The organism is Myxococcus sp. MxC21-1, from assembly GCF_032612255.1.
Taxonomy (GTDB): domain Bacteria; phylum Myxococcota; class Myxococcia; order Myxococcales; family Myxococcaceae; genus Myxococcus; species Myxococcus virescens.
On record NZ_CP123278.1, the window covers coordinates 1,139,110 to 1,155,001 of the forward strand.

The following is a 15,892-nucleotide window of genomic DNA, read 5'->3' on the forward strand; positions in this document are numbered from 1 at the left end:
GGAAACTCCCGCGTTGTTCTCTATTATGGAAGTCTGCTTCGACTCACCCCCCACTTGGAGTCGGAGTCATTGGAGTCAAAGACGATGCGCAACTCCCTGATGCGGTATTTCACCTGCGCGTTGCTGGCAGCGTCGTTGCTGACTGGCTGCGGCGGTGGGAAAGACCCTGACCCCAATCCACAACCGAACACCGATGCTGGCCCCGGTGGCGACGGGGACGGCGGTACGGATGCCGGCCCGCTTGAAGAAGACGCGGGCGTGATAGTGGATCCGGACCCAGACCCGGGTTTGGTGCCCACGGATATCGATGACCCTGACAACTCGACGAAGGACTCCGACTGTGACGGCCTGACGGACGCGGAGGAGTTCGCGACCATCTATCCCGGCGGCGCGAAGACGAACCCCGGCCTGCGTGACACGGATGGCGACGGCATCCGCGACGGCGTGGAGGTGGGCCGCACCTCGAGCCCCGACCCTCGCTGCAACTTCCCCGGTGACCAGGACACGACCACGCGCACCTCGCCGGTGCTGGCGGACACGGACGGTGACGGCATCCCGGACGGCCTGGAGGACCTCAACCGCAACGGCCGGAGGGACCCGGGCGAGACGGACCCGAACGCCATCGACTCGGATGGTGACGGCCTGTCGGACGGTGCGGAGGACGCCAACCGCAACGGCGTGGTGAGCCCCGGTGAGACGGACCCGCGCAAGCGCGACACGGATGGCGACGGCCTGGATGACGGCCTGGAGTCGCGCACCGGCACCAACCCGCTCGCCCCGGATTCGGACGGCGACACCTGCAGCGACGGTGACGAGGACGTCAACCGCAACGGCATCGTGGACGGCAACGAGACGGACCCGCGCGTGGCGGACTGTGCCGCGTCGATTCCGGACGCCGACTTCGACGGCATCCCGGACTCGGTGGAGGTTGCGACGGGCACGGACCCGAACAACGCCGACACGGATGGCGACGGCATCCAGGACGGTGTCGAGGACAAGAACCGCAACGGCCGCGTGGACGCCGGTGAGACGGACCCCCGCCAGGCGGACACCGACTGCGACGGTCTCCAGGACGGCCCGGGCCGCAATGGCTTCCGCGGTGAGGACACCAACGGTAACGGCCGCGTGGACCCGGGCGAGACGGACCCGACCAACCCCGACACGGACGGTGACGGCCTGCTGGACGGCCTGGAGCTGGGTGTGACGACGGCGCAGGCGCCGCGTCAGAACTGTGGCTACGTGGGCGACGCGGACCCGACCACCACCACGTCCCCGACGAACCCCGACAGCGACGGTGACGGCATCCAGGACGGCGCGGAGGACGCCAACCAGAACGGGCGCGTGGACGCGGGCGAGCTGAACCCGAACGACTCCTCCGACGGCGCGGCCACCACGCCGGCGGGCCAGGCCTGCCGCACGTCCAACCTGCGCACCGTCACCTTCAAGGAAGAGAACGGCGCGGACCTGCGGCTGGCGCTGCCCTCCACCTTCACGGACGCCAACCTGCGCACCATCCGCGATGGCAACAACGCGGTGGGCATCATCGGCTGGGATGCCACCAAGCAGGTGACGCTGATTGCGTACAAGCGCGGCCGCGTGGGCTCGTCGTCCAACCCCACGAACGACGAGGCGGGCATCCGCTCCGCGTCGTTCAACACCGCCACGCGTGACTTCCAGCAGACCTTCACCACCTGGGACGGCTACGCCGCGCTGTCGGCGCGCTACGCCCTGGCGGGTGGCGCGGACCTGAAGACGTTCACCAACACCCTGACCCGCTCACTGGTGCCCGGAAGCACGGGAGAGCTGACGGGCACGGCCGGCATCACCGGGCCCTTCACCATGCAGGCGCAGTACGTGCACCGCTCCGACCAGAGCGTGGTGGTGGTGATGGCCATCACCCCGACGTCTCGTTACAACGAGGCGGGCAGCCTCTTCACGACGGCGGACACGGCGGGTGGCTCGGCGCTGGCGCAGTTCGGTGACGCGGACGCGGTGCAGTGCGAGAAGTTCACCGTGCGGCAGGCGGTGGTGGACTTCCTCTTCGTGGTGGACGACAGCGGCTCCATGGCCTCGTCGCAGCAGTCGCTGGCCAACGCGGCCTCGGCCGTGGCGGCCAAGCTGGCCAACGCGACGCTGGATTATCGCCTGGCGATGGTGAGCACCACCTATACCTATGGCAGTGGTTCGAACTCGGGGCTGCTGCGTGGCTTCACGCAGAACATCAACCAGTTCCGGGCGTGGCTGACGCAGAACAGCACCTGCGGCAGCAACGGCCAGTGCACCACCGTCACCATCCCCGCGGGGACCCAGCCCACCACCTGTTCGTCCAACTCGCAGTGCTGGGTGGGGCAGAGCGGAAACGGCACGGAGCGTCCACTGGATGCGGCTCGCGCCGTCATCAACCTGTTGGGCTCATCCGGTGGCACGGCGGAGACGCGCTTCCGCACGGGCGCCAAGGTCGTGGTCGTCATCCTGACGGACACGCGGGACCAGTCCGCCGACTCCGTCGACACCTACGCCCAGTACTTCCTGGGCACGGGCAACACCTCGGGGACGAACCGCAACCCGCTGAACCAGCCCATCGACGTGCACGGCATCCTCTGCCCGCACGAGAATGCCACCAACGACACCAGCACCTGGTGCCAGACCCAGGAAGACCCCCGGAACCCGCGGCACCTGGACATCATCCAGGCCACCGGCGGCGTGTACGGCAGCATCCGGGACTCGAACGCCATCACCACCACCATCAACGCCATCATCGATAGCGTCATCGCGTCGGTGGGTTACCGGACGCAGAAGCCGCCCATCGGCGCCTCGCTGAAGGTGGCCATGGACGCGGTGACGAACATGTCGCAGTGCCCCACGCCGGGAGACCTGCCACGCAGCCGCACTCACGGCTTCGACGTGGACGGCATCAGCCGCGCGGTGTCCTTCTACGGCGGGTGCCGCCCGCAGAACGCGGGGACCACCCAGGCGGCGCTGTCCTACCGCTACTGGACGGACCGCACGACGAACCCGAACGGCATCCCCGCGCCGTGCGCGGCGGACCCGTACCACGACCCGAACGACCCGGACTTCTGCGAAGGCAAGCTGACGTGCAACCGCACCACGGACCAGTGCGAGTGCCCGGCGGACTGCGGCGGCGGCGGTGACCCGGGCCGGTGTGCAACACGGACCCCGCGGTGTGCGCCTTCACCTGCGCGCCGGACTGCGGCGGCACGTGCGGCACCTACGAGACGTGCAACACGGACACCTGCTCGTGCTCGTGCGTCCAGTCGGCCACCTGCGCGCCGGGCTTCAAGTTCGACTCGAACGCGTGCGGCTGCGTGTGTGACACGGCCGCGCTGAACTGCGGTGACCGGTACCAGGCGGACCCCAACACGTGCGCCTGTGCCTGTAAGTCGGACTGCGGCGGCTGCGGTCCGAACGCGGTCTGCAACCAGAGCTACTGCGCCTGCGAAGGCATCATCGGCTGATGATGCGGAAGCGCTCCGGCCTTCGTTGAAGAAGGAGGCCGGAGCCAGCTGGGCTGAATGAAAAACGCCCCGGGGCCTGCTGGCTCCGGGGCGTCTTCATTTCATGGCCAGACTGTCTACGGCTTCGCGGGCTTCACCGCCGCCAGCCCCTGGGGCGCGGCCTGGATGCGCAGCACGGGGTAGACGCGGAGCTGGACGTCGCGGGCCGGGTGGCGCTCATAGAAGAAGCGCAGGCGGGCGCGCGCGTCCTTGGCGAAGGCCGGGTCCTTCAGCTTCGCTTCCCACTCCGCCTTCACCGAAGCGTCCTTCGCGAGCAGCTCCCGCGCGAAGGGCTCCAGCACGTAGTCCTCCACGTACTCCTTCTGCTCGAAGTGGGCGTTGAAGAAGCCCCAGGACAGCAGCGAGTCCGGCCCCATGGGCTCAAACAGGTGCGCCACCAGCTCCACGCCCTCCTGCGCCACCGGCACGTACAGCGTGCCCGCGGGGAGCGCCTGTGACTGCGGCTCCCACGCGCCCTTCACATTGAGCGTCTGCCGGTTCTCCACGGACTGGATGCTCCACTTCGCCTCGGTGGCGCGGAAGCTTTCCACCGCCGCGCTGGCCACGGGCTTGGAGAGGCGCTGCGAGCGCAGGCCGTGCGCGGCCAGCTTCGCTTCCACCCAGGCGGCGTGCGCGGGCGGCACCAGGTAGCCACCCGCGGGCAGCGAGGCGGTGAGCGCGGGCTGAATCTCCTCGAAGTAGGGCACCTTCCAGACCTGGGGCTTCGTGTCGTCGTAGCGAATCCACGTCTGGCCGGACACGTCGGAGGCGCCCCGCTCATAGGCGTAGCCCCGGAAGTCGATGGTCCGCTTCTGCTCCGTGTTCTTCCACGCGAGCACCACCTCGCGCGTCTTGCCGGCCGCGTCCGCCGCGTCCGCCGTCTTCACCGCCGCGCGCAGGGCGGCGCCGTCACGGGCCACCAGCCGCAGCAGGCTGGCCACGATATTCCGCGTGGCCTTCACGCGCTCCGCATAGGGCTTCCACGAGTGCGTCTCCACCAGCACGCCGAAGCGGCGGTGCGCGGCCCAGTAGGCATGGCTGAAGCGCGGCGGCGGCACGCCGTAGGCGAAGCCGGAGCTGGGGTCATCGTCCTCGATGAAGGACGGGTAGAAGGGCACGGGCAGGTGCTGCTGGGACTCCAGCTCGGTGAAGAGCTCCTCGCGCAGCTTCACGCCCAGCTCGCGCAGCGCGGCCGGTCCGGACTTCTGCGGCTCGATGCCCACGGACACGTCATGCTCGAACTTGGCGCCGTTGGTGGCGTGCAGGTCGGCGTAGACGAGCGGGTCCCACGCGTGGAGGTACTTCAGCAGGGCCACCATCTCAGGGGCCTCCGCCTTGGCGTAGTCGCGGTTGAGGTTGAGGTTCTGCGCGGTGGCGCGCCAGCCCATCTCCTCGGGGCCATTCTGGTTGGGACGGTGGTTGGGGCCGAAGCGCTCATGGCCGTCCACGTTGAAGACGGGGACGAAGACGGCGGTGACGCGCTTGAGGACGCCGGGCTGCTCCTTCCCGGTGAGCAGGTCGCGCAGCAGCCAGAAGCCAGCGTCCTTGCCGTCAATCTCACCGGAGTGGATGCCACCCTGGAAGAAGACGACGGGGCGCTGCTTGCGCGCCGCGGCGGCGGGCGTGAGGGTGCCATCCGCGCTGGCGACGAGCGCGAGCAGCGGCCGGCCTTCCGGCGTGGTGCCAATCGTGTCGCAGCGGACCTTGCCGGGGAACGCCTTGGGGAAGGCGCGGCAGAGGGACTCCACTTCCGGGTAGCGGCCCGTGCGCGTCCAGCCGCTCTGTTCGGAGACGGTGGTGAGGGACGACGGTGCCTGATGCAGCGTCATGGCGAGGAGGGTGGGCAGGAGCATGCCCTTCCCACAACATAGCCCCTGGTGGGTTTCAACCGTGGCGCACGGTGAGTGTTCCACCTACCGGCAGCACTTCGACGCGCTCACGCGCCAGTCCTCGCCGGGTCCACTCCGCGTCCAGGCGGCGGGGCGGCTCGTCGAGCGGCTCGTCGGTGAGCTTGAAGGTGCCCCAGTGCATGGCCAGGAAGCGCGCGGCGCCCAGGTCCTCGAAGGCCTGCACGGCTTCCTCGGGGTTCATGTGCTGACGGCGCATGAACCAGGCCGGGTCATACGCGCCAATGGGCAGCATCGCGGCGTCGATGCTCGGGTAGCGCAGGCCAATCTCCTTGAAGCCCTCGAAGTACGCGGTGTCGCCGGAGTGGAAGACGCGAGCGCTGGAGCCTTCGATGACGAAGCCGCCCCAGAGCATCTCGTTGACGTCGTTGAGGCCGCGGCGGCTCCAGTGCTGCGAGGGGACGAAGTGCACCGTGACGGCGCCCACCTGCGTGGAGCGCCACCAGTCCAGCTCCGTGACGCCCAGGCCCGAGCCCCGGAACACCGGCGCATGGCCCAGGCCGGTGACGATGGGCGCGCCCACCTTCTCCAGCGTGGGCAGGTCCAGGTGGTCGTAGTGGTTGTGGGAGACGAGGCTGGCGGTGATGGGCGGCAGCTTCTCCAGGGGGACGCCGGGCGGGACGTTGCGCCGGATGACGCCGCTGATGGCGTCGCGCAGCACCGGGTCGATGAGCAGCGACAGTCCGTCCAACTGCACGAGCCAGCTCGCATGGCCCAGCCACGTCAGCCGCGCGCCTTCTCCCGTCGCGGGCGGCGTGGCGAGCAGCGCGAGGTCGGGCTCCACGCGGGGGACCTCGGCGCGGGCCGGGGCCTTGCGGCGGCGGCCGGCGAGCTTGTCGGCCACGGCCCACTTGAAGATGCTGCTGAACGGCTGCGGCCCGCTGCCATCGAGGTTCTTGAACCGCAAGGCCATGTGCTCGCTCCCTCGTCTGGCGAGGCTGGGAGGGCCCCGCGCGCGTGCCCCTGTCATGCTCGGACCGGGCACGGCGCGCAAGGAAGACGTGTCATCCGTCAGAAGGCGGGCACCACCGCGCCGCCGTAGGTGGACTCGATGTAGCGGCGCACGTCGTCGGACTGGAGCGCCTTCACCAGCGTGCGCACCTCGGGGCGCTGCTCGTCGCCCTGTCGCACGGCGAGCACGTTGGCGTAGGGGTTCTCCCGCGCGGCCTCGCGGGCCAGCACCTTCGCGTCCAGCTTGAGGTGCTTCTGGGCCTCCAGGAAGTAGTTGCCGTTGATGACGGCGGCGGCCACGTCCTCCAGCGTGCGGGGCTGCTGCTCCGCATCAATCTCCCGCAGGTCGAGCTTGCGCGGGTTGCCCACCACGTCCCGCACCGTCGCCGTGGCGCCCGCGTCCTCGCGCAGGCGCAGCAGGCCCTGGGCTTCGAGCAGGCGCAGCGCCCGCGCCAGGTTGCTGGGGTCGGCGGGCAACGTCACCTGTGCGCCCTCCGGAAGCTCCGCGAGCTGACGGAACTTCGTGGAGTAGAGCGCCAGGGGCTCCAGGTGCACCGGGCCGGCGCTCGTCAACGCGAGCTTCCTGTCTCCAGCGAAGCGCTCCAGGTAGGGCACGTGCTGGAAGTAGTTGGCGTCGAGCTGTTTGTCAGAGAGCGCGATGTTCGGCTGGACGTAGTCGGTGAACTCCACCACGTCGACGCGCACGCCCTCGCGCAGGGCCACTGCGGCGGCGGCGCGGAGAATGTCTCCGTGGGGCACCGGGTTGACGCCGACCTTCAACGTGCGGATGCCGGAAGACTCGCCCGAGGACGCCTCCTGCTTCTGGCAGGCCGTGAGCAGCAGCGTCACGGAGAGCAGCAGCGGGGTGAGCAGGGAACGAGAGGGGGACTTCATGTCGGAAGACTCCAGGGACAACGGGGAGGAGAGGGCGCGTCAGCGCGACGAGCGCGCGCCGGTGTGGTCGAAGCGGGAGGCCAGCGCGTCACCCAGCCATTGGACGAGCTGCACCAGCACCAGCAACACCACCAGGCAGCCCAACATGACGTCGGTGCGGAAGCGCATGTAGCCGTACTTCACCGCGAGGTCGCCCAGGCCGCCGCCGCCCACCGCGCCCGCCATGGCGCTGTAACCCAGCAGGCTGATGATGACGAGCGCGGTGCCGCGCACGAGCGACGGCAGCGCCTCCGGAATGAGGACGTGGAAGACGATGCGGCGGTGGGTGGAGCCCATGGCGATGGCGGCCTCCACCAGCCCGGCGTCCACTTCGCGGAGGCTCTGCTCGACGACGCGGCCCATGAAGGGAATGGCCGCCACGACCAGGGGAACGATGGCGGCGGTGGTGCCGATGGTGGTGCCCACCAGCAGGCGGGTGAGCGGGACGATGGCCACCATGAGGATGATGAACGGCACGGAGCGGCCCACGTTGACGAGCGTGCCCAGCACCCGGTTCAGCGCCGGACGTTCCCACAGGCCACCCCGGTCCGTGACGACCAGCAGCACGCCCAAGGGCAGCCCCGCGAGGAGGACGAGCGCCGCGGCCACGGACGTCATGTAGAGCGTCTCACCGGTGGCCACGCCCAGCAGGCGCGGAAGCTGGCTATCCATGTGCGGCCTCCTCGAGCGTCAGTCCCTGCTCGCGCAGGTAGGCGAGTGCCTGGCTCACGGCATCGGCGGAACCCTGGAGGTCGACGAGGAGCCTCCCCACGCGGGTGTTGCCCACGCGCTCCATGGCGCCTTCCACCAGCAGGGCGTCCACGTCGAACTGGCGCGCCAGGGTGCCCAGGAGGGGCCGCCGGGCGTGCTCGCCCGCGAGCGTCAGCGCCACGCGGAGGCCCGAGGGGGCGTCCGTCGGCGGTGCGAAGGCCGGAAAGCACAGTTGATGCAGCCGGGTGCTGGGATGGGCGAGCAGCTCCGTCACCTTGCCCTGCTCCACGAGCCGCCCCCGCTCCAGCACCGACGCCGAGTCGCAGATGGCCTTCACCACGTCCATCTGGTGGGTGATGAGGAGCAGCGTCACGCCGAGCTTCTGGTTGATGTCACGCAGCAGCCCCAGCACCGAGCGCGTCGTCTCCGGGTCCAGCGCGGAGGTGGCCTCGTCGGAAAGCAGGACGCGAGGCCGGGGCGCCAGCGCCCGCGCGATGCCCACCCGCTGCTTCTGTCCGCCGGAGAGCTGCGAGGGGTAGGCCTGCGCCTTGTCGGACAGTCCCACGAGCGACAGCAGCTCCTCCACGCGCTCGCGGATGGCCTGGCGTGAGGCGCCCGCCACTTCCAGCGGGTACGCGACATTCGCCGCCACCGTCTTCGAGCCGAAGAGGTTGAAGTGCTGGAAGATCATCCCGATGCCCTGGCGTGCCTTGCGCAGTGCCTCCGGACTGAGGGCCAGCAAGTCCTGTCCGTCGACGGAGACGGAGCCCTCGGTGGGGCGCTCCAGGAGGTTGGCGCAGCGGATGAGCGTGGATTTACCGGCGCCGCTCTGTCCCAGCACGCCGTGGATTTCACCGGCCTCCACCCGGAGCGACACGTTCCTCAGCGCCGCGACCTCCCGCCCGCCCGCCGTGTAGACCTTGCTGACTCCGCGAAACGCAATCACGGCGTGGCGCTCCGGCTGGGCGTGGCTCGCGCGGGCCCAGGGGGCCGCTGCTCATTCGTGTCCGGGGTGCCGCGCATGGACTGCTCCTGGGGACTGCGAAGGTGGGACGGGGGCTCGCACGAGGTGCGCGAAGGACAGCCCGTGCCTGGACGAAGCAGGCAACGGGCCGGGCCGGGAGGAACGTCGGTTCGTTTCGTGAGGGAGGCTCAGCGCGCGCGAACGGACGGACCCGTGGGGGCATGACAACACATGCCTCCGCGACAGAATCCGAACATGGCGCAACCAGCGAGCATCGGCACAGACAGGTAATGGAGCCGCCGCGCCATGTCAACCTGACGGCCTATGCCGCCGCGCGGTCTGCCTGCGTGAATGCCCGCACGAAGTCCTCTTGCAGGTCCTCCAGGTCCTCCAGTCCCACCGAGAAGCGGATGAGTCCGTCGGTGATGCCTCGGCGCTCCCGCTCGGCGACGGGGACGGAGGCGTGGGAGTGCCGCGCAGGGACGGTGATGATGCTCTCCACCGCGCCCAGCGACACGCCCAGCAGGGGGAGCTGGAGCGATTCCACGAAGGGCGCCGCCAGCGTGTCCTGGGCCAGCCGGAACGACACCACCGCGCCCGTGCCGGGATAGAAGACCCGCCGCACCTCCGGCCGCTCGGTGAGCCACTTCGCCAGGGCTCCCGCCGTGCGCACCTGTCGCTCCAGGCGGACCTGCAGCGTCTTGATGCCCCGCTGGAGGAGGAAGCAGTCCTGGGGGCCCAGCACCGCACCCACCGCGTTCTGGAGGAAGCCGAGCTCCTGCGCGAGCGCGGGCGTCTTCACCACCACCGCCCCGGCGACGACGTCACTGTGGCCGCCGAGGTACTTGGTGGCGGAGTGGATGACGATGTCCGCGCCCTCGGTCAGCGGACGCGAGAGGGCCGGGGACAGGAACGTGTTGTCCACGATGAGCAGCGCCCCATGCGCCTGGGCCACCCGCGCCATCGCGGGGATGTCGGTGCGCTTGAGGAAGGGATTGCTCACGCTCTCCACCAGCAGCGCCCGCGTGTTGGGACGGAGGGCTGCGCGCACGGCGTCCGGGTCGCTGGTGTCCACGAAGGTGGCCTGCAGGCCGAAGCGGCTGAAGACGCGCGTGAGCACCCGGTAGGTGCCGCCGTAACAGTCATCCGTCACCACGACGTGGTCTCCCGCGCTGAAGAGCATCAGCACGCTGGACACGGCGGCCATGCCAGAGCCGAAGGCAAAGGCCGCGTGGCCTTCGTCCAGTGCAGCGAGCACGCCCTCCAGGGCCTTGCGCGTGGGATTGCCGGAGCGCGCGTAGTCGAACTCGCCGGGCGTCTCCAGACCCGGCTGGTCGAACATGGACACCTGGTAGATGGGGACAGCGGCGGCGCCCGTGACGGGGTCCTGCTCATGCCCCGTGTGCAGCAGACGGGTCGCGAAGCGCGTGGGCCAGGTCGGCGATGATGTCATGGGAGTCCTCGATTCCTACGGAGAGCCGGAGCAGCCGGTCGGAGATGCCCAGCGCCTCCCGGCGCTCGGCGGGGATGTCAGCGTGGGTCTGCGTGGTGGGGTAGGTGATGAGCGTCTCCACGCCGCCGAGCGATTCGGCGAAGAGACACAACTGCACGGACGCGAGCACCTGGGGCACCAGGGCCGCGTGGGCGACGGTGAAGGACAGCATCCCGCCCACGCCGGGATAGAAGACGCGCTCCACGCCCGGGTGGGCGCGCAGCCACGCCGCCACTTCCCGCGCGTTGGCCTGATGCCGCTCCATGCGCAGGGCCAGCGTCTTCAGGCCGCGAATCACCAGGTACGCGTCCTGCGGACCAAGAATCGCCCCGATGCCGTTCTGGAGGTACGCGAGCCGCTCGCCCAGCGCGGCGTCTTTGACGACCAGCGCGCCCGCGACGACGTCGTTGTGTCCGGCCAGGTACTTCGTCGCGCTGTGCACGACGATGTCCGCGCCCAGCTCCAGCGGGCGCTGGAGCCACGGCGTGAGGAAGGTGTTGTCGACGATGAGCAGCACCCCGGCCTTGCGGGCAATGGCCGCCAGTTCGGAGAGGTCGGCGGTGCGCATCATTGGATTGGTGGGCGTCTCCACGACGATGGCGCGGGTGTTGGGGCGCAGCGCGTCCCGCACGGCGCCAGGCCGGGAGGTGTCCACGAAGGTGCAGGGGACGTGGAGGATGCGGTCGACCAGCCGGTAGGTGCCGCCGTAGAGGTCCTCGGTGAGGAGGACGTGGTCCTCCGGGCCGAAGAGCTGGAGGGCACAGTGCAGCGCCGCCATGCCGGAGCTGAAGGCCAGGCCCCGGCTGCCCCCTCCAGGTGCGCCAGCGCATCCTCCAGCGCGGAGCGGGTGGGGTTTCGCGTGCGCGAGTAGTCGTAGCCGGTGGACTGCCCGAGCGCGGGGTGCTGGAAGGTGGCGGATTGGTAGATGGGGACGGCGACCGCGCCGGTGGTGGGGTCGCGGCGCACGCCGGCGTGGACGAGAGCGGTGGCGAGTTTCATGAGAGGACCCTTTCGGTGGCGCGCTCAGCGACCGCGCAGCGTCTGGGAGATGCGGAGGATGTCCGCCAGCACGCCGGACGCGGTGACGGCGCCGCCCGCGCCCGCGCCCCGGACGGTGAGCGGGAAGTCGCTGTGGCGGGTGGTGGTGAAGGAGACGAAGGACTCGGAGCCGCGGAGGTCCGCCGCGGGGTGGCCCGCTTCGACGCCGACGGGGCCCACGCGGACGACGGGACTGCCCGTGCCCGCCTTCGATGGGTCGATGCGTGCCGTAGCGCAGCACGGTGCCGGCGTGGCGGCAGCGGGCCACACGCTCCGCGTAGGCGGTGTCCTGCGTGGCGAGCACCTGGAAGAACGAGTCCACGCTGGCGCACTCGTCCGTGGCGACGAAGGGCTCCAGCGCCACGTCCGACAGGGAGAGCGGCAGGCCCAGCTCCCGAGCGAGGATGAGCGCCTTGCGCGCGACGTCCGTGCCGCTCAGGTCCTCGCGAGGGTCCGGCTCCGTGAAGCCGCGCTCCCGGGCGGTACGGACGGCCCGGGACAGGGGCACGCCGGCCGTCAGTTCGTTGCAGATGAAGCCCAGGCTGCCGGACAGGGACGCGGTGATGAGGCGAACGGTGTCACCGGTGCGCACCAGGTTCGCCAGCGTGTCGATGACGGGCAGGCTGGACGCCACCGTCGTCTCGTAGTGGTACGCGACGTGGTTGCGGCGCGCCGTGTCCACCAGCGCTTCGCGGGCCTCCCACGGCAGCGCCAGCGGCTTCTTGTTGGCCGCCACCACGTGGATGCCGCGCTGGAAGGCCTCCGTGTAGAGCGCCTCCAGCCCGCCCGCGGCGGTGCAGTCGACCAGGATGGGGACGGGCAGCCGCCGGAGCGCGTCCAACAAGGGGACCAGGGTGCGCGCCTGGGGCGCTTCGGGCGTCACGCCTTCGAGCCGCGCCTCCACGCCGTCGAGCGTGAGCCCCGCCGCGTCGAAGAGCGCGCGCTTGCTGTCCGCCAGCCCCACGACGCGCAGCGCGATGCCGTGCCTGTCCCGGAGCAGCGCCTGCTGGGCGCGCAGCTGGGCCAGCAGTTGCCCGCCCACCGTGCCTCGGCCGAGGACGAAGAGGCTCACCTGCTGATGGGCCAGGTTGAAGGCCGCGTGCGTGGTGCGCGCGGCGACGGCGGTGTCCGCCGCGTCGACGACGCACGAAAGGGAGCGGGAGCTGGCACCCTGGGCGCTGGCGCGCACGTTGACGCCCACCGCGCCCAGCGCGCTGAAGAAGCGCCCGGCCACGTTGACGCCGTGGCCCATGGTCTCCGCCACCAGCGTCAGCAGCGTCACCGGCTGGCGGACCTCCAGCGGTTCCACTTCGCGGCGTGACAGCTCCTGCGCCAGCTCGGCGGCGAGCACGGCCCGCGCGTGCTCCGCGTCGGGGCGAGGCACGACGACGGCCAGTGACTGGCCATTGGCGGACTGCGCGGTCATCCACACCGTGACGCGCGCTTCTCGCAGCGCGGCCAGCACGCGCCCCCAGTTGGAACTGGTCGGACAGCTTGCGCACCTCGATGCCGAGCAGCGCCAGGTCCTCGCGCGTCGCGATGCAGGCGGGACGCTGGCCGTCGCGCGAACCGATGGCGTCGATGAGCGTGCCCGGGTGCTCCGGCTCCATGGTGTTGCGGATGCGCAGGGAGATTCCGGACTCGATGAGCGGAATCATCGTGCGCGGGTGCAGCATGCGGGCGCCCACCGCCGCCAGCTCCAGGCCCTCGCCGTGGGTGAGGTGCGCCACGGGGTAGGCGTCCGTGACCAGCTCCGGGTCGGCGGTGTGCAGGCCGAGCACGTCCGTCCACACCGTGACTTCCGACGCGCCCAGGCCCTGGGCCACCAGCGCTGCGGTGTAGTCGGAGCCGTTGCGGCCCAGCGTGGTGGTGCGTCCATCCGGCGTGGCGGCGATGAAGCCAGGGAGCACGGGCACCTCGACGCCCCACGTCTCCCGGGCAGCTTGGAGTCGCTCCCGCGTCCGAACCAGGTCCACCCGCGCCGCGCCGAAGCGGTCATCCGTCACCAGGAGCTGGCGCGCGTCACGGAAGGTGGCGGACGTGCCATGGGCCGTGAGCAGCTCCGCCAGCAGCGTGGCGGACACCAGCTCACCGAACGACAGCACCCGGTCTCTCGTGGGGGCGGAGCACTCTCGCGTGAGTGAGACGCCATGGAGCAGCTGACGCAGCGGCGCGAGGAGCCCGTCGGCACGCTCGGCCAGCGCGGTGGCTTGTCCGGGCGCCAGCGCCGCGGCGTTGGCCTTCGCGAGGTCGGCGATGCGCGTGGCCACCGCGAGCGCGCCTTCCAGGTCACCCTCGGTGGCGAGGCGGGCCGCGTCCAGCAGCCAGTCCGTGGTGTCGCCCATCGCGGAGACGACCACTGCCAGCGGGCCTTGCCGCGCGTGCTTGCCAATCAGCTCCACCACCTGGCGGAGCCGCGTGGGCGAGCCCACGGACGTGCCACCGAACTTCATCACCTGCAGGGACGTGCTGCTCATCGAAGAACCTCGAGGGGGCCGGCGGGCCCTGATTCGAAAGGGAAGGGCAGACGCGGCGCCCTGTGCCGGACACACGCCAGCCAGACGCGGCGCGCGAGCGCCCACGGAGGGAAGAATGAAGGGGTTGGAGTTGGAGCCCTGGCGGACTAGTGCGTGCCGCCGGGCCAGCGCATTCGATGCGTGACGCGCGCGCGGCGAAGCACGGGCAATACGGGCGCGGCGGTCAACGGTGCGGGTGCGGAGCAGGTGGATGGAACCACGGAGGTCCTCTCTCACCGAAGCGGGAGGGAGCCCTCCGGCTTCGGACGCTTGGATTGCTCGGGGAGCCCCTGCTCCTCGAACCGCATCGTTTGGACACCTTGGAGGTCCGACTCCAGGTTGTCGGGCCACCGCGCGAGGCGGCGGCCGCTCTTGATGCTGCGCACGAAATAAGCGTGGACCCGGGTGTCTGTCAATGCCTCGTGTGGTTTCACTTCCGTCACGGCATCTTCCATTCACGTCAGGGTTTGGCGGGAATGCCCGGTGCCCGGGGCATGGCGCGCGAGGCGGGCATCACCGCGAACAACGCGGGCGTGCGGCTCCACCGGGCCCGCCAGGCGTTGAAGAAGCAACTGGAGCGAAGCTGCGGCAGCTGCGCCGCGCACGGATGCCTGGACTGCTCTTGCAAGCCATCCCACCGGGCAGGCGAGGCCTTGGCGCCTGGCTCGACGGACGTCTGAAAGCGCTTGCACCGGGACGGTCCGCTTCGTTAACTCCCACCCAGGTGCCGAGGGGCGCCTGCCCGAAAAGACGACGTCACCCTCGCTTCTCTCCGCCGTTCGACAGTTCCAGATGAGTTCCTTCCACGGCCCACGAACGGGTGAGGGCCGACGCCAAGGGACTTTTCATGCGAACCGTCGTCACCCTCCACGAATGCAAGGTCCGCGCGTCGCTCCTGCTCAAGGAGCTGGCCTCGGCGGATGCGTCGCGCGCGGCCCGGGCAGCGGAGCGGCTGCGCGTCCTGCCCGGCTTCGCGGGACTGCCCTTGGGCGAGGTGCTCGCGCGCAAGGAGACGGTGCAGCGCAAGCATGCGCTGACCGTCATCGCGCGTGAGCAGGGGCACGCCACCTGGGGTGAGCTGAAGCAGGTGCGTGAGCTCGACTTCGAGCACCTGCTCGCCCCCGTGGGCGGCTCCCACCTCAACCGCTGGTTCTCTTCCTATGCGGAGGCCGCTGACTCCCTGCGGACGCAGGGCGGCTTCCTCTTTCCGTTCCGTGAGCAGTTCTTCGTCTGCGAGGCCAGCCTCGTCGAGGCGCTCGGCGTCGACCCCGCGGACGCGGACTGGTCGCTCATGGGCCGCGACTGGATGGCGCCGAAGGATGGGGCCGCGCAGGCCCGGCTCGCTCAGCGCTTCGCCCTGCATTCGCCTTCCCACGCTTCAACTTCCCCAGACACGAGGTCTCCCATGTCCGCTGGCTCCCGCCGCTCCGAACTGAAGCGTTCCTACCGGGAAGCACCGCCTCCCATGGGCGTGTACGCCGTGCGCTGCCTCGCCAATGGCAAGGTGTTGGTGGGCGCGAGCGCCAACGTCCAGGGCATGCTCAATCGCATCCGCTTCGAGCTGTCCACGGGCATGGACCGCCTGCCCACGCTGCTGGAGGACTGGAAGCGCTACGGGGCGGAGCAGTTCACCTTCGAGGTGCTCGACGTGCTGAAGCCTTCCGACGAGCCCGTGGTGGCGCCGGAGGAGGAGCTGAAGGTGCTGGAGGCGCTCTGGTTGGACCGGCTCAAGCCTTACGGCGAGGCGGGCTACAACGTGCAAGGCGGCTGAGGTGGGCCGCCTGTTTCCTTCCATGGGGCAAGTACAGCGGCCTGTGGCAACTTGCCACGTTCTCCACCCGTCGGGATTGCGTTACGCGGAGACT

8 protein-coding genes, 5 pseudogenes and 1 riboswitch are annotated in these 15,892 nt (G+C 70.2%); of the genes and pseudogenes, 3 read left to right on the top strand and 10 right to left on the bottom strand.

Features of this window, described 5'->3' with window-relative positions; translation table 11 throughout:
- Window positions 1–84: 84 nt before the first annotated feature.
- Window positions 85–3,476: pseudogene (cglD, locus tag QEG98_RS05460) on the top strand (adventurous gliding motility lipoprotein CglD).
- Between the two features lie 116 nt (window positions 3,477–3,592).
- Here cglD and QEG98_RS05465 read toward each other — a convergent pair.
- From QEG98_RS05465 to QEG98_RS05515, 10 genes and pseudogenes are all read right to left on the bottom strand, one after another.
- Window positions 3,593–5,368 carry a M14 family metallopeptidase gene (locus QEG98_RS05465; RefSeq protein ID WP_316565992.1) on the bottom strand — a complete coding sequence of 592 codons (1,776 nt, stop codon included), beginning with the start codon at window positions 5,366–5,368 and terminating at the stop codon, window positions 3,593–3,595.
- Between the two features lie 31 nt (window positions 5,369–5,399).
- The gene (locus QEG98_RS05470; RefSeq protein WP_316565993.1) at window positions 5,400–6,335 is read right to left on the bottom strand and encodes an MBL fold metallo-hydrolase; all 936 of its coding nucleotides are present in this window, start codon (window positions 6,333–6,335) and stop codon (window positions 5,400–5,402) included.
- A gap of 98 nt (window positions 6,336–6,433) precedes the next feature.
- Complete coding sequence (locus QEG98_RS05475; RefSeq protein ID WP_316565994.1) at window positions 6,434–7,267, bottom strand: MetQ/NlpA family ABC transporter substrate-binding protein; 834 nt, start codon at window positions 7,265–7,267, stop codon at window positions 6,434–6,436.
- Between the two features lie 39 nt (window positions 7,268–7,306).
- Window positions 7,307–7,978 carry a methionine ABC transporter permease gene (locus QEG98_RS05480; protein ID WP_141588278.1) on the bottom strand — a complete coding sequence of 224 codons (672 nt, stop codon included), beginning with the start codon at window positions 7,976–7,978 and terminating at the stop codon, window positions 7,307–7,309.
- The gene (locus tag QEG98_RS05485; protein WP_316565995.1) at window positions 7,971–8,963 is read right to left on the bottom strand and encodes a methionine ABC transporter ATP-binding protein; all 993 of its coding nucleotides are present in this window, start codon (window positions 8,961–8,963) and stop codon (window positions 7,971–7,973) included. The genes QEG98_RS05480 and QEG98_RS05485 overlap by 8 nt, the downstream gene beginning before the upstream one ends.
- Window positions 8,964–9,303: 340 nt before the next feature.
- On the bottom strand, window positions 9,304–10,434 hold the full coding sequence (locus tag QEG98_RS05490) for a PLP-dependent aspartate aminotransferase family protein (RefSeq protein ID WP_316565996.1): 1,131 nt from the start codon (window positions 10,432–10,434) through the stop codon (window positions 9,304–9,306).
- Window positions 10,373–11,472: pseudogene (locus tag QEG98_RS05495) on the bottom strand (aminotransferase class I/II-fold pyridoxal phosphate-dependent enzyme). The gene QEG98_RS05490 and the pseudogene QEG98_RS05495 overlap by 62 nt, the downstream one beginning before the upstream one ends.
- A 24-nt stretch (window positions 11,473–11,496) precedes the next feature.
- Window positions 11,497–11,781 (bottom strand): hypothetical protein, encoded by a 285-nt coding sequence (locus tag QEG98_RS05505; protein WP_316567831.1) that lies wholly within the window; start codon window positions 11,779–11,781, stop codon window positions 11,497–11,499.
- A 19-nt stretch (window positions 11,782–11,800) separates the two neighbouring features.
- Window positions 11,801–12,937, bottom strand: a pseudogene (locus QEG98_RS05510) (ACT domain-containing protein); the annotation flags it as partial.
- A gap of 199 nt (window positions 12,938–13,136) precedes the next feature.
- Window positions 13,137–13,988 (bottom strand): annotated as a pseudogene (locus QEG98_RS05515) (aspartate kinase); the annotation flags it as partial.
- A 300-nt stretch (window positions 13,989–14,288) separates the two neighbouring features.
- Window positions 14,289–14,411, bottom strand: a riboswitch (SAM-I-IV-variant riboswitch).
- 113 nt (window positions 14,412–14,524) lie between these two features.
- On the opposite strand from QEG98_RS05515, the pseudogene QEG98_RS05520 reads away from it, so the two are divergent.
- Window positions 14,525–14,707 (top strand): annotated as a pseudogene (locus QEG98_RS05520) (RNA polymerase subunit sigma-70); the annotation flags it as partial.
- 167 nt (window positions 14,708–14,874) lie between these two features.
- Window positions 14,875–15,798, top strand: a complete 924-nt coding sequence (locus QEG98_RS05525; protein ID WP_316565997.1) for a GIY-YIG nuclease family protein — start codon at window positions 14,875–14,877, stop codon at window positions 15,796–15,798.
- Window positions 15,799–15,892 lie beyond the last annotated feature (94 nt).

Excerpts from the sequence above, each read along its gene's own strand:
- QEG98_RS05465 (WP_316565992.1), bottom strand. The coding sequence starts at position 5,368 with ATGCTCCTGCCCACCCTCCTCGCCATGACGCTGCATCAGGCACCGTCG.
- QEG98_RS05470 (WP_316565993.1), bottom strand. The coding sequence starts at position 6,335 with ATGGCCTTGCGGTTCAAGAACCTCGATGGCAGCGGGCCGCAGCCGTTC.
- QEG98_RS05475 (WP_316565994.1), bottom strand. The coding sequence starts at position 7,267 with ATGAAGTCCCCCTCTCGTTCCCTGCTCACCCCGCTGCTGCTCTCCGTG.
- QEG98_RS05480 (WP_141588278.1), bottom strand. The coding sequence starts at position 7,978 with ATGGATAGCCAGCTTCCGCGCCTGCTGGGCGTGGCCACCGGTGAGACG.
- QEG98_RS05490 (WP_316565996.1), bottom strand. The coding sequence starts at position 10,434 with ATGACATCATCGCCGACCTGGCCCACGCGCTTCGCGACCCGTCTGCTG.
- QEG98_RS05525 (WP_316565997.1), top strand. The coding sequence starts at position 14,875 with ATGCGAACCGTCGTCACCCTCCACGAATGCAAGGTCCGCGCGTCGCTC.